The sequence below is a fragment of the Devosia sp. MC1541 genome (genome assembly GCF_012847305.1).
Classification (GTDB): Bacteria; Pseudomonadota; Alphaproteobacteria; order Rhizobiales; family Devosiaceae; genus Devosia.
The window spans coordinates 31,656-44,823 of the sequence record NZ_JABBDZ010000005.1 but is presented as its reverse complement, the minus strand read 5'-3'; the positions used below and the strand labels follow the sequence as shown (position 1 = coordinate 44,823).

Below are 13,168 nucleotides of genomic sequence, written 5' to 3'. Positions count from 1 at the left end.
ATAAGTCAATGAACAGGACCATATCCTGGCCCCTAATCTCTGTTTTTCTGGTGTCTCCGGCATTTGCCGAAGATCTCCAGATCGTTCCCGATATCAGTCATTACACCCTGGATAATGGCCTACAGCTGGTGGTGATTCCCGATCACCGCGCTCCCGTCGTCACGCAAACGGCTTGGTACAAAGTTGGCTCAGCCGATGATCCGGTTGGTCAGTCCGGCATTGCCCACTTCCTTGAACACCTGATGTTCAAAGGCACCGAGAAATTCCCCGGAGGCACACTCGATCGTTTGGTCAGCGAATCCGGCGGCGACCACAACGCCTTCACCACCTATGACACCACCGCCTATCTCCAGGCCGTGCCCGCCGATGTGCTGCCACAGATCATGGAGATCGAGGCCGACCGCATGCGCAATCTGCTTCTGCCCGAGGAGGTGATCGCCTCCGAGCGCTCCGTTGTGGAGAACGAGCGTCGACAGGTCGTCGACTTTGATCCCGGCAGTGTTCTGAGCGAAGAGATCGACGCCACCCTCTTCCAGAACCACCCCTATCGCATTCCCATTATCGGCTGGGCCCACGAGATCGCGCAGCTCGATCAAAAAGATGCCCTCGGCGTCTATGAGCGGTTCTATGCTCCCAACAATGCAATCGTTGTGATTGCCGGAGACGTGACCCCAGATGCAGCACTCAAGTTGGCCGAAGAGACCTATGGCAAAGTTCCGCGCGGGCCAGACCTGCCGGAGCGCGTTCGCCCGCAAGAGCCTACCCAAGAGACCACGCGCACGGTGACCCTTTTGGATGACCGCGTAGCAACGCCAAGCTTTGTTCAGTCTTGGATTGTGCCCTCTTACCGCACGGCAGAGCCGGGCGAAGCGGAGGCACTCGACGTTCTCAGCGCCATCCTGAGCACCGGCACGCTCAGCCGTCTCAATCAGGAACTTTATATCAATTCCAGCGACGCCTCTTACGCCGCGACCTTTTACGATGGGGGCGCTTTTGACTATGGCACGTTCAGCCTGACCGCTTCGCCCCAACAGGGCATCGACCTCAAGGCGCTCGAAGCCAAAGCCTATGGCGAAATCGAAAAAATCATCGAGAACGGCGTCACCGATGCCGAGTTGGATCGCGTCAAAAACCGCTATCTGCGCAATATGATTTTCCGCCTCGATAGCGCTGCGGGCGTGGGCAATTACTATGGCTCTTGGCTCGTCAACGGCATGACCATCGACGAGATCAACAACCGCCCCAACCAGATCCGCGCCGTCACCTCGGCCGATATTCAGGCTGTCGCCGCCAAATACCTGCGCCCCGACATCTCCGTCACGGGCTATCTCCTGCCCAAGGTGCCAGCTGCAACCGGTGATGCCCCTGCGCCCACAGAGCCTGCCCCAAGCCTGGCCCCAGCAACCGAGGAGACAGTGCAGTGATCGCCTTCCCAATGCCCAAATCTGTCCGTCTCGCCGCCGTGCTCGCCCCCGTTTTGCTGGGCACGCTCACACTCCCGGCTGTCGCTGAATCAAAGTTCAAGCAGTTCACCACGCCTGGCGGCATCTCCGCATGGATGGTGGAAGATCAGACCTTCCCCATCATCTCCATGTCCTTCGCATTTGAAGCCGGAGCGACCAAGGAGCCTGCGGAAAAAGCGGGCGTGGCCGGCCTTACCGCCGCTGTCATGACCGAAGCTACCGCGCAGCTTGATCCAAACCAACTCGCCGCCAAGGTCGAAGAGGTAGGGCTTGATCTCCAGCTATCTGCCGACAAGGATTACTTCTGGGGAAGCGCCCGCACCACGAGCGACCACGCCGACGAGGCTTTTGCGCTCATGGCCGAAGTGCTCAACGAGCCTCGGTTCGCGCAAGACGATCTCGATCGCGTGCGCCGCATCGCCATTGAAAACATTCGACGCAGTGCCGAAGACCCGAGCTATCGCGCTTCGCTTTTGTGGAACACCGCCATTTATGGCGACCACCCCTATGCTCGCCCGACCATCGGCACCGAGGAAACGCTGACCGCGATTGTGCCAGAAGACCTGCGCGCCTTTTACAAGGCTGGTCTCTCGCGCGACACGCTCAAGATCGGCATCATCGGCGCCGTGACCGAAGCTGAGGCCGGCGCGATCATCGATAAGGCTTTTGGCGCACTGCCTGAAAAGAGCACGCTGCCGACGGTTGCAACGGCCGAGGTGAACATTGGCGAAACTCTCGCCGTGGCTTACCCGCTCCCTCAAACGAGCCTGCGCATCACCTATCCCGGCATCGCCATCGAAGACCCGGACTATTACCCGGCTCAGGTGCTCGTTGAGATGCTGGCGGGTGGTGGGATCAGCTCCATCCTCAACACCGAAGTGCGTGAAAAGCGCGGCCTGTCCTATGGCGTGAGCGGCGGCCTTGCCAATTTCCGCTATTCCAACCTCATCACCTTCGGCACCTCCACCGAGCCACAAAACGCGGCCGAAGCGCAAACGGTGATCAATGACATCTTCAAGCAGATCGCCGAAGAGGGCCCGACCCAAGAGCAGGTCGATCTCTATAAGCGCTATCTGGTCGGCTCCTACGCCATCAACAATCTTGGGTCCACCGGCGGTCTCGTCGGCACCATGGTCAGCAACCAATTGCTGAACCTGCCCCTCGATTACGTCGACACTCGGACCGAGTTGATTGAGGCGGTAACCCCAGAACGCGTACAGGCCGTCGCCAAACGCATCTTTAGCGCGACGCCAACAGTTCTCACTATCGGCCCAGAAGCCACAGAGTAAAACGCCAAGTTGGCGCGCCGATCACTTCTGCTCGGCGCGCCAGAATTGACTTAGATTAAGCGGAACGAAGTCATCACGCCTTTGTTATGCTGACACTTAGGGATTGTCAGCATGTCAGAACTTCTAACGCCTCCCGCGACGCATTCACGTCGCCCCTCCGCTTTTGAAAGTGTCGCCACTTTCTGCCTCATCGCCGCATTGCTTTTCTTCGGCGCAGGCATTTTTGTTCCTCTGGTTTTGGCGATCCTTCTCGCGTTTGCCCTCAACCCGGTCGTGTCCATGCTCAACCGCAGACTGGGTCTTCCCGACCCTGTCGCGGTTATTTTGGCCGTCCTTTTGGCCATGACCCTTTTGGCCGGTTTTGCGCTCCTCGCTGGCTCGCAAATCGCCCATCTGGCGCAAGAACTGCCGGGCTATCGCCAGACCATTCAAGGTAAGATTGAAGGCCTGCAAAGCCAGTTCAGCGGCCTGACCTGGCTGGATCAGTTCAATGGCATGATCTCCAATATCGACGCAGGCTTCGGCGGCAGTAGCGACGCGCCAGCCGTCACCGGCCAGATGAAGCCGATCCCGGTCTCCATCTCCAATGAACTGGGCCCCCTCAGCATCGTCACCTCGGTGATGGGCTCCATCGTTGGCCCTGTCGCGACCATTGCCATCGTCACCGTCTTCCTGATCTTCCTGTTGATGGGCCGTGCGGATCTGCAAGATCGCTTCATTCGCCTTGTCAGCGCCGGTCGCTATTCGCTCACCAACCTTGCCATCACCGACGCCAGCCGTCGCGTTGGCCGCTATCTCATCATCCAGTTGTGCGTGAACATCACCTACGGCGTCATCTTTGGCATTGGCCTCTGGCTCATCGGCGTGCCGAGCGCCCCTCTGTGGGGCATGATGATCGTGCTGTTCCGTTACATCCCTTTCGTTGGCGCGCTGATCGTTGCCGTGCTCCCCTTCGCCCTCGCCTTCGCGGTCGATCCGGGCTGGAACATGTTGCTGATGTCGGTCGGCCTCTTCCTCATCATCGACCTCACCACCGCCAATGTCATCGAGCCGCGCCTCTATGGCACCAGCACGGGCGTCTCCCCGCTGGCCATTCTGCTCTCCGCCATGTTCTGGGCCACGCTCTGGGGTCCTGTAGGCCTGATCCTCGCCACACCCATGACCGTCTGTCTCGTCGTGATCGGGCGACACCTGCCGCAGTTCCAATTCCTCGAAACCCTTCTCGGCAGTGAACCCGTGCTCTCGCCCGCCGAACGCCTCTACCAGCGCATGCTTAAAGGCGACACCGAAGACGCGATTGATCTCAGCGACGACTATCTCGAAGAAAATGGCCGTGCCGCGCTCATCGACGATGTCATGCTCCCGGCCCTGCGTCTGGGGACTACCGAGCTATCAGACCGCCCAGAGTCCCTACCCCAACGTCGCCAGCTCATCACCTCATTTGAAACCGTCATCGCCGACGTCTTCGAGCACGAGTTTGCCGATAATGCCTCCGTCCTCATCGTCGGCGGCCGCACCGAAATTGACGAAGCAGCCGCACGCCTCATCGGCCTAGAGCTGGCTGAGCGGACCATTCCCGCCACCATTCTTCCTCCCGGCGCCATCCGTCAGGAATCCATTGGCCGGCTAGACCTCGATCCGGTCGAAACCCTCGTACTGGTGTTCATGGGACGCGATGTGCGCGCTCAATGCCGCTATGTCGCTCGCCGTATTCGCCGCATGAGCCCCAATGTGCGCCTCATAGCTATCCTCACCAATGCGCTTGCCGCCGACGAAACCGCTGAATCGCTCCATGTCGATAACGTCTACCGCGACTTCCACAGCGCCGTAGATGGCATCTCGGAAGTCGCAACACCAAAAAGCATCGAGCCTTGGGAAGAAGTACCGCAACCCTTCGCCGGTCTTGGTCGCGGTGATGATGCTCTGGGTCAGGAACTTGACGCGATTGCCGAGCGCTTCGGCGTCCCAGCAGCGCTCATCAATCTGATCGATGATGATCGTCACCTCGACGATGGCGATGCTGCCAAACTCACCCAGCTGGTTGTTACCGACAACGCTCCACTGATCGTCCACGCAGCTACGCCTGACGAACGCATCGGCGACAACTCATATCTCGTGACCAATGGAATAGACTTCTACGCCGCAGTCCCGTTAACGGTCGCCAACGGCACCACCCCGCTCGGCGCACTGGTCCTCTTGGATTATGAGCCACACGAGGGCTTCACCGAAGACGATCTCGCACGCCTCAGACAAGAGGCCACAAAGCTCGTCGAAAACTTCGCTTAGCAACAATCCCAGTGCCCGCGTAACAGCGGGCACTACTCCGCCGGCAGCGCGGCGACGGACGAACGGCCATCTGCAATGACCTGATCACGCCCGGCCTTCTTGGCAACATAGAGCCGCCTGTCCGCCTCTGCCAGCAGCTGTGGTCCGCTCAAAATGCCCGTCTCAACCAGGCCAATGCTCACCGTGACCTTCAATCCCGGGGCCAGATCACTAAAGTCCGTATCCCGCACAGCGGCCGTAATTTGCCAGGCAAGTGGCGCCGCAGCTTCCAACGACACATTTGGAAATAGCAGTCCGAACTCTTCGCCCCCGATGCGGTAAGGCCGCATGGCCGGATCGATCGTGCGCAGCAGTTGTGCGACCCTACGCAGAACCTCATCCCCGACAATATGCGAGTATTGGTCGTTGACGAGTTTGAAGTGGTCGATGTCGAGGATGGCTAACGACGACTTCTCATGGCCGATGGTCTCGAAGGCACTGTTAAACGCACGCCTATTCGGGATCTCCGTGAGCGGATCGACACCCGCCTGCATCTCAAGCTCTTCCGTTCGCTTGCGCAATTTGTCGTTCGTCAACTGCATATCGACCACGACAGCGCGTTGCCGCGTCCGATCATCACTCTGCCGGATATAGGCCGCATGAAAACTGCGATGGAACGACAAGGCGCGTGCGAAATCGCCCTTGAGCTCCCAAATATCAGCCAAGCGCTGCAAGCTTTGAACGATCTGATCACTGATGGAATGTTGCGATGCGATCCGCTCGGACTCGACATAAGCGGCAAGCGCCTCGTCAATGCGCCCCATATTCCGAAACACCTCGCCCCTTGTGTAGAGCATATGCGTTCGCGCTCGCGGGCCATGCTTGCCAGGCAAGGTCTCAGCTTCCACTAAATCTTTCAGCGCCCGGTCGAAGTGGCCGCAATACGCCAACAGTTCTGCACTGTTACACAGCGCCACCGACAAATTCCAAAGGTCACCGGCGGCCCGCGACACATCGGCGGCAGCCCTTAGGGTTCTGGTCGCATCATCGATGACCTGCTCGCCATTCATACCGGGATCGATCTTGTCGGCGACCAATATTGCCGAGAGGGTGGCGTAAGATCGGTTGACCAACGTCAGGGCAATCGTGCTCTCGTCGCCGGACGCATAGGCGAGATCAAGCGCCTCTTTCAGCATCTGCGATGCCAAGGCTCTCTCATTGCAGATGACCAGCGCTACGGCCTTACAATTCAGCGCGAACGCATGAAGTGCAGGATCAGCCGTTCGCGAGGCGATAACCACAGCCTCACTGGCGGTCTCAAAGCTAATGTCGCTCAGGCCCAATTCCAAAATCAGCCACGAGTAAACTGCCAGAGACAGGGCATGGCCCCAATCGTTCTCCGTCTGCGAGAAATAATTGCGGGCAGCGTCCGCGGCCTGCATGCCTTCGTGAGGATAGCCCAGCTGCAAGCAGAACCATCCGATACACCGGTTGCATTCCGCCTCAGCCTCGAGGTCGCCTGCAGCTTGGGCCTGTGTCAGCAACACGCGCGCTTGCTCCAGCCCCTCGAACGAGCGGCCAACACGTCCATGGTCCCAACACTCTCGGGCGAGCTCTACCAGCTGCTTGTTTGAAACGTCGTTCAATAAACCCTCCGATAGAGCTAACCTGACCGACTTATGTAAATAAATTTAGAAATAAAAATCAAAAATCTACATCAGATGACAAGAGACTGTCTGCGCTACTAAAATACTTCTCTACAATACCGGCCGAATGCTAATCGGAACTGATTTAAAAGCGGGCGTCTTACTGCGCGGATCAACTTCCGTCCCCACGAGCACATTGGCCTCGGGGTAATAAGCCATGGCGCTTCCTGCCGGCAGATCAAAGCTGGTGGCAAAGCCCACCATCTCGCCGGCCTCTGAAGAAACGGCAATTCGCTCCCCTTCGCTGACCCCAAAACGCGCCATGTCTTGCGCATTAAGAAACACCGAATAGCGCCCCGACTTGCCGCGATAGCTGTCCTCTTCCTCATAGATAATGGAATTGAACTGCCCCTCGCTGCGCACGGTCGCGAGAATCAACTGATCTGACCTCATCGCCGGAATTGGCGTCACCACAAAATGCGCCTTGCCATCCACCGTGCCGAAACTAGGCGTGTGCATGACCCGGTTCTGGATATGGAATTCGCGCTTAGCGACATCAATATCGGCCAAGCCCTCCATGCCCGGAACAATGGCAGCAATGGCGTCGCGAATTTTGCTGTGCTTGGAAAAGCCGTCAAAATCAATTGGACTGCCGGGCAATATCCGCTGTCCCAATTGCCCCAAAATCCAGCTTTCTGGTCGCACAGTCTCGATGCGTTCTATGCCGCCATCCGAGAGGCGAACGAAGTTGAACATCGACTCTTGCGTTGTCGGTTCCCATTCTTCGTCGCGCGCCGTCACCGGCAAGATCATCACCTCACCATCGCCCAGCCCATGAACATGGCCCTGATTGAGCGTGGTAGTCAGAAACAGCTTGAACCCAATATTGCCCATGGCCCGGCTGGAAAACGCTGTGTCTGGCGTCGCCGCCCACAGATTGCCGCCCATAATCACAGCGGCATCAATTTCCCCCGCCTCGGCGCGCTTCATGCACGCCATGGTGTCGAGCCCCTTCTCCTCAGGGAAGGTGACGCCAAAAGCCTCCTCCATTTTGGCCAACACATCCTTGGCCAAAACAGGCTTCACACCAATCGTGCCGATGCCCTGCACATTGGAGTGCCCGCGCAGTGGCAACAGGCCCGCGAAGCGTTTGCCCAACATGCCGCGCACCAGAGCAAGATTTGAAATCGCCTCAACATTGGCAACGCCATGAACATGGTGGGTCATCCCCATGCCCCAGGCAAAAACCGCGTGTTTGGCTCGCCCATAATTGGCCGCCACACGTTCGATCTCTCCTCGTGCAATCCCGCAGGCCGAAACGATCTCGTCCCAGCTCAGTGCCTCAAGATCGCTCCTGAAAACCTCGAAATCAGCACCGTGGGCTCGAATAAAATCCGCGTCCTCGGTCCCCTGCTCAAGCACGGCCTTAGCCAGTCCCTTGAACAGCGCGATGTCCGAGCCGATGCGCGGCTGCAAATAGTCTGACGCAATATCGCTCCCGCCCTTGAGCATGGACATCGGCGATTTCGGCACCGCAAACTTGACCAGACCCGGCTCCTTGGCCGGGTTGATCACAATCACCTGCCCGCCCCGCACGCGGCAGTTCTTGAGCATATGAATAAAGCGCGGGTGGTTAGACGATGGATTGGCCCCGATGACAAAGATCAAATCGGTCCCGGTCAAATCCTCTAATTCAACGGTTGCCGTGCCCTTGCCGATTGTCGTCGCAAGGCCCTCGCTGGTCGCCTGATGGCAATAATAGGAGCAATTGTTGACATTGTTGGTTCCATAGGCCCGCGCCAGCAATTGGAACAGGAACCCCGCCTCATTCGAGCTGCGGCCGGACGAATAAAAGAAGGTGCGCCGCGGGTCGGTCTCGGCCAAACGGTGTGCTGCATGCTCAAGCGCAGTGTCCCAATCAATCGGGACAAACCTGTCTGATCCGGCGCGACGGAACAACGGCGTCCCCAAACGCCCCAGATGTTCCATTTCTTTGCCGGTCAGCTCGCCCAACTCGGCAATGCTGTGTTCAAATATTGGATGTGGAATGGCGGGCTGGATATCGGTCGACTGCGCCTGCACACTCTTGTTGCAAACCGATGGAAACTCATCGAGTTCGTTGGTCATGCCGCCGTGCTGGCCACCCATGCCATAGGCGCAAGCCTTGCAGGTGTTCTTGGCCGTCAGTGCCTTGGTGGCTTTGCCCACCCCCATCTTGCCGATGGTTGAGAGCGTATAGAGCACCTTCTTGGGGCCACCGCCCACAATTGCACTGGTATCGGCCACGAAACTTACCCTCCCCCGAAACAGGTCGGCTATTCTCATGCCCTGACGAGGCAGACGCAAGTGCTGGCTGCGCGAGTTTGAGAAGTGAGGATGATTTTGGTTTTCAAGAAAACCCGCCCCGATCTGTTCCCGTTCCCTCCGTTGAACAAATCGGGGCGTTAAGCCCGGGCGCCCTTATCACCCGAGCCGGGTAACTGAAAACTCAGTGGAGGCAAGTGCTACATGCTCATTGCCCTGCACGCCATTGGCCAAAAGGTTAGTGCGCCATCAGAAAAACCTAGGCTCTGAACCTGTGCAAGCATTTTCAAACAAAATCGCCGCGAAAATCTTTTGCTGCCTATTTCCTGCGCTTTGTGCTGCCTTTTTGAAGACCACAAAACCGAGAAGGGCCGGCCATAGGCCGACCCTCTTTTGTTGCCGTTTTGCTCTTTTAATAAACGAACATCGTCAGCTGCGAGCCATTGCGATGAACTGCAAACACTCGGTCTGGCTTGTGCGAGGTACGGCTCAGCGAAGCATTGAGCAGAGCATCCCCCGAAACGGCATATTGAAGATTTGGGGCCATGCCGGTCTGGGCCATGGCCGACTTCAGCCAGTTGCGCAGTTCTGGACAGACATTGACCTTCTGCACCTGCACATTGCTCGCACGGTTCCAACCGTCAAACTTAGTGCCCTGCATCATCTGTGCGAGCTGACCGCTCGAAACGCCATTGCAGACGATCCCTGCAGCACCGGGGCCGCCGCTGCCGTTTAAACCGCCGGCGCCAAGCGCACCAAAGTTGATGACCTGCATCCCGCCACCAGCACCAGGTGCGCCCGGATTGCCCGGATTACCGGGAGTACCCGGCCCGCCAGGACCACCAGGGCCTCCAGGTCCACCCGGAAGGATACCGATACTCACCACGTCAGGCCCTAGCAGGCCAACGTCGACAAGCGTCGTTCCACCCAGACCAACATTTGCATTGATGCCACCGCTAGTGTTCACATTGGCCGTAACGGCGCCATTGCCGATGTTGGCGTCGAGCAAACCGCCACCGCCACCACCAAGACCGACGTCAATCAACGCCCCCGTATCCGCATCGCCAGAACTAACGCCAACGAGGCCGCCAACATTGAGGCCACCACCGGAATCCGAGCTGGAGCCTCCGCCTCCGCCCAAACCGCCGGTAACAGTCTCGGTGACCGAGCTCAGTGTGTCCGTGACACCGCTGAGCAAGCCACCGCCACCGCTATCACTTCCGCCGCCACCAAGAAGACCTCCCAAAAGTCCCTGAGAATGTGCCGGAATAACCGATCCTACCATCAGCGCCGCAGACAGTAGGACAATGCCCATTTTCGTCATGATCAACTCCCGTAAGCGCGAAACACGCTATACGGATAAATCCGCATGAATACTTATGTTGCATCACGAAGGTCTAAGCTAAAAACACAGAAATCAAAGAGTAACGACACTCAATTCAACTTAATTCAAATGCAATTCAGATTGAATTCTCAATTCACTATACCCTTAGTAAAAGAGCGCGAAGTCGAAACTTCGCGCTCCTGGGAACTGAGCAAGGAGCGTCAGCCTCACTCACTTCACCCTCTTCAGGCCGACAGATCGCCAGCCTATTTTGGGTCGGGGATTGGTAGATTTCCGAAGGCCACGCTGGCGCTAAACATCCCGTAAAACCGTGAAACTGCAGATGCCAATAAAAACGCCCGGTCGAAACCGGGCGTTTTTAACGGAGTGTGATGGGTTACTGAACCCAACCACCGTCCTTGCACTGCTCAAGCGTGATCCCGCTGAGATCAATCGTGGTTGTGGCCTGAGCTAAACCCTCGGCAGGCGGCTTGTCGCCATCGGTTGGCTCTGCATTCGGCAGCGCCCCAGCGGCAGCGTCGCTCAGAGTATTCTTATCAGTCGAGTTCATTTCTGAGGAAGCCCCTGCAGCGAGAGCGATTTCATCGCATTTGGCCTGCACAGCAGCCACATCGCCTTCAATCACGGGATTACCAGAGATGGTCTTGGCGTCTTGCGCCATCGCTGGAACGACCATCATGCCAACAGTTAGTGCAAAAATTGAAATTGCTGATTTCATATGCATTTTAGTGTCCTGTATGGTGTTTCGTACAAGAGCTCTTGCTCGTCCGATAAATGGTAGTGCGGTCAAAACGTTCCGATGAGTGCGATCACGGCAGAAAAACTGATCTATGCTGACCTTCAACGAGCTCGCGGCATTGGCCGGGTTTCGACGAAACAATTCGGCGGTCGGACGCATTTAGCCAGCTTGTACCAAGATGGCTGCGCCAAGATCCGCCTGCCAAAAACTCATTCACAATCGCTGGAAGCCGTACTCATCAACACCGCTGGCGGCATCACCGGTGGCGATCAAATTGAGTGGGAAGCGTCCGTCGAAGCAGATGGCCACCTCGTTCTGACCACCCAAGCTTGCGAACGCAGCTATCGCTCCACCGGCCAAACGGCCCGTATCCAGACCACTCTTGAAGTTGGTCAAAACGCCCATCTCGATTGGCTCCCGCAAGAGACGATCCTGTTTGAGGCCAGCAAGCTCTCCCGCCGCCTCAACATACATCTGGCCGAAGGAGCGACCCTCACCGCCATTGAAGCGATATTGCTCGGTCGCGAGGCGATGGGCGAAGATGCTCGCGACGCGGAGCTCTCCGACAACTGGCGGATCTATCGCTGTGGGCGGCTGATCCACGCCGAAGCCACCAAACTGACCGGCACTGCTGCAGAGCGCGATGCTAACGCCCTCTTGTCCGGAGCGCGCGCCTTCGCCTCGATTGTACACATTACCAAGACCAGCGATGAAGCCGACCGTATCGCTGACCGCCTCCGCGCCATCATCGCTCCACACAGTCGCACTGCCATATCGGCCAATGGCGAGCGCATAGTCCTGCGTGCGGCCGCGCCCTCAGGCATAGAATTGCGCCGAAACATCGTTCCTATCCTCGCAAATCTCACCGCAACCGGGACCCTACCCCGCCTTTGGCATCTCTAGGAAACGCCCATGAACCTCACGCCTCGCGAAAAAGACAAGTTGCTCATTGCTATGGCTGCCATCGTGGCGCGTCGCCGCCTTGAGCGTGGGGTCAAACTCAACCACCCCGAAGCGATCGCCCTGATCACCGATTTCGTGGTCGAAGGCGCTCGCGATGGCCGCCCCGTCTCAGAGCTCATGGAAGCGGGCGCTCACGTTATCACCCGCGATCAGGTGATGGAGGGCATTCCCGAGATGATCCATGACATTCAGGTCGAAGCGACATTCCCCGACGGCACCAAGCTCGTCACCGTGCATCAACCCATCCGATAAGGCTGTACCATGCTCAAACGCCTTCTTCTTGCCCTCGCCCTCACAACCATCGCTACCGTCCCGGCATTCGCCCATCTCGACCCGGAGGCTCATGGCTCCTTCGCTGCAGGCTTCAGCCACCCTCTGCTCGGCCTTGACCATATCCTGGCCATGGTAGCCGTTGGGCTGTGGGCGGCACAGCAATCAGGTCGCACCATCTGGCTTGTTCCAGCCGCGTTCGTTGGCACCATGGCGCTCGGCTTCCTCACAGCTATCCTCGGCATGCCCCTCCCCATGGTTGAGCCGGTCATTCTTGCCTCGGTGATCTTCATCGGCCTCGGCATTGCCTTGGCCCTCCCCGTTCCACCAGTCGCAGTGGCTGGCCTTGTCGCCTTCTTCGCCTTCTTCCACGGCCACGCGCATGGTGGGGAATTGGGTGCGGCAGGCGCTTCGCAATTCGCGCTAGGCTTTATTGTCGCAACTGCTATTTTGCACGCCGTCGGTATTGGGGCCGCTCAGTTGTTTGCGCGACTGTCTGCTCCCCTTGCGACGCGTCTGGTCGGCGCAGCCACAGCATCCGCGGGTGCGTGGCTTGCATTTGCATAAGGAGTCGTGATGATCCCCGGTGAAGTCATTCCTGCAAGCGGCGAGATTGAGCTCAATCGTGGCGCAGTGCAGATCACCCTCGAAGTTGCAAATGCGGGTGATCGGCCCATCCAAGTTGGCTCGCACTATCACTTCTACGAAACGAACCCTGGGCTGCTGTTTGATCGTCAGCAGGCGCGTGGCATGCGCCTCGACATACCAGCGGGCACGGCGGTGCGTTTCGAACCCGGACAGGCGCGAGAGGTCAAACTCGTGCCAATCTCCGGCGACCGCAAAATCTATGGCTTTCGCCAATCCGTCATGGGCGCCCTGTAAAC

Annotated in this window: 11 protein-coding genes; 7 read left to right on the top strand and 4 right to left on the bottom strand. The window is 58.1% G+C overall.

The features are described from left to right. Positions 1-8 precede the first annotated feature (8 nt). From HKD40_RS07505 to HKD40_RS07495, 3 genes are all read left to right on the top strand, one after another. On the top strand, positions 9-1,424 hold the full coding sequence (locus HKD40_RS07505) for a pitrilysin family protein (RefSeq protein ID WP_169195122.1): 1,416 nt from the start codon (positions 9-11) through the stop codon (positions 1,422-1,424). After that, the gene (locus HKD40_RS07500) at positions 1,421-2,752 is read left to right on the top strand and encodes a pitrilysin family protein (protein WP_169195121.1); all 1,332 of its coding nucleotides are present in this window, start codon (positions 1,421-1,423) and stop codon (positions 2,750-2,752) included. The genes HKD40_RS07505 and HKD40_RS07500 overlap by 4 nt, the downstream gene beginning before the upstream one ends. 111 nt (positions 2,753-2,863) lie before the next feature. Then, positions 2,864-5,038, top strand: coding sequence for an AI-2E family transporter (locus HKD40_RS07495; protein ID WP_169195120.1), 2,175 nt, complete (start codon positions 2,864-2,866; stop codon positions 5,036-5,038). Positions 5,039-5,070: 32 nt separating this feature from the next. Here HKD40_RS07495 and HKD40_RS07490 read toward each other — a convergent pair whose 3' ends face one another. From HKD40_RS07490 to HKD40_RS07475, 4 genes are all read right to left on the bottom strand, one after another. After that, entirely contained in the window at positions 5,071-6,663 is a 1,593-nt protein-coding gene (locus HKD40_RS07490; RefSeq protein ID WP_169195119.1) for a GGDEF domain-containing protein, read from the bottom strand. Between the two features lie 111 nt (positions 6,664-6,774). Next, complete coding sequence (locus HKD40_RS07485; protein ID WP_349236794.1) at positions 6,775-8,949, bottom strand: FdhF/YdeP family oxidoreductase; 2,175 nt, start codon at positions 8,947-8,949, stop codon at positions 6,775-6,777. A gap of 430 nt (positions 8,950-9,379) precedes the next feature. Then, positions 9,380-10,291: a hypothetical protein gene (locus HKD40_RS07480; RefSeq protein ID WP_169195118.1), complete on the bottom strand. Its 912-nt coding sequence runs from the start codon at positions 10,289-10,291 to the stop codon at positions 9,380-9,382. Positions 10,292-10,688: 397 nt separating this feature from the next. After that, positions 10,689-11,036: a hypothetical protein gene (locus tag HKD40_RS07475; protein WP_169195117.1), complete on the bottom strand. Its 348-nt coding sequence runs from the start codon at positions 11,034-11,036 to the stop codon at positions 10,689-10,691. Between the two features lie 75 nt (positions 11,037-11,111). Here HKD40_RS07475 and HKD40_RS07470 point away from each other — a divergent pair, with 75 nt between their 5' ends. From HKD40_RS07470 to HKD40_RS07455, 4 genes are read left to right on the top strand one after another with little or no spacing between them, the layout of a single operon-like run. Continuing rightward, complete coding sequence (locus HKD40_RS07470) at positions 11,112-11,954, top strand: urease accessory protein UreD (protein WP_169195116.1); 843 nt, start codon at positions 11,112-11,114, stop codon at positions 11,952-11,954. A 9-nt stretch (positions 11,955-11,963) separates the two neighbouring features. Beyond that, on the top strand, positions 11,964-12,266 hold the full coding sequence (locus HKD40_RS07465) for an urease subunit gamma (RefSeq protein ID WP_169195115.1): 303 nt from the start codon (positions 11,964-11,966) through the stop codon (positions 12,264-12,266). 9 nt (positions 12,267-12,275) lie between these two features. Further along, the gene (locus HKD40_RS07460; protein ID WP_169195114.1) at positions 12,276-12,851 is read left to right on the top strand and encodes a HupE/UreJ family protein; all 576 of its coding nucleotides are present in this window, start codon (positions 12,276-12,278) and stop codon (positions 12,849-12,851) included. A gap of 9 nt (positions 12,852-12,860) precedes the next feature. Then, positions 12,861-13,166: an urease subunit beta gene (locus HKD40_RS07455; protein ID WP_169195113.1), complete on the top strand. Its 306-nt coding sequence runs from the start codon at positions 12,861-12,863 to the stop codon at positions 13,164-13,166. The last annotated feature ends 2 nt before the right edge of the window (positions 13,167-13,168 follow it).

Coding starts and splice junctions, on each gene's coding strand:
- HKD40_RS07505 (WP_169195122.1), top strand. CDS start 9: ATGAACAGGACCATATCCTGGCCCCTAATCTCTGTTTTTCTGGTGTCT.
- HKD40_RS07495 (WP_169195120.1), top strand. CDS start 2,864: ATGTCAGAACTTCTAACGCCTCCCGCGACGCATTCACGTCGCCCCTCC.
- HKD40_RS07480 (WP_169195118.1), bottom strand. CDS start 10,291: ATGACGAAAATGGGCATTGTCCTACTGTCTGCGGCGCTGATGGTAGGA.
- HKD40_RS07475 (WP_169195117.1), bottom strand. CDS start 11,036: ATGCATATGAAATCAGCAATTTCAATTTTTGCACTAACTGTTGGCATG.
- HKD40_RS07470 (WP_169195116.1), top strand. CDS start 11,112: ATGAGTGCGATCACGGCAGAAAAACTGATCTATGCTGACCTTCAACGA.
- HKD40_RS07465 (WP_169195115.1), top strand. CDS start 11,964: ATGAACCTCACGCCTCGCGAAAAAGACAAGTTGCTCATTGCTATGGCT.
- HKD40_RS07460 (WP_169195114.1), top strand. CDS start 12,276: ATGCTCAAACGCCTTCTTCTTGCCCTCGCCCTCACAACCATCGCTACC.
- HKD40_RS07455 (WP_169195113.1), top strand. CDS start 12,861: ATGATCCCCGGTGAAGTCATTCCTGCAAGCGGCGAGATTGAGCTCAAT.